Below are 346 nucleotides of genomic sequence, written 5' to 3'. Positions count from 1 at the left end.
CATTCCAGGCCGTTACATGCTTTCACACGCAACCACCAGAACCAATCCGGAACATTCACTGAAAATTAAATCTATTTACTCTCTCACCAAAACACCTTCGGTGTTGTAAGGTTAAGCCTCACGGTTCATTAGTACTGGTTAGCTCAATGCATCGCTGCACTTACACACCCAGCCTATCAACGTCTTAGTCTTAAACGTTCCTTCAGGGGCCTTAAAGGCCCAGGGAAGACTCATCTCGAGGCAAGTTTCGTGCTTAGATGCTTTCAGCACTTATCTTTTCCGCACTTAGCTACCGGGCAGTGCCATTGGCATGACAACCCGAACACCAGTGGTGCGTTCACTCCGG

1 rRNA gene is annotated in these 346 nt (G+C 48.3%); it reads right to left on the bottom strand.

The annotated features are described in order from the left end of the window. Nucleotides 1–107: 107 nt before the first annotated feature. A 23S ribosomal RNA gene (locus BMI79_RS08395) occupies nucleotides 108–346 on the bottom strand; the annotation flags it as partial.

Origin of the sequence: Serratia oryzae, assembly GCF_001976145.1 — a bacterium.
Lineage (GTDB): Bacteria > Pseudomonadota > Gammaproteobacteria > Enterobacterales > Enterobacteriaceae > Chania > Chania oryzae.
The sequence above is the reverse complement of the archived record's forward strand: the minus strand, read 5'-3'. Positions and strand labels throughout refer to the sequence as shown.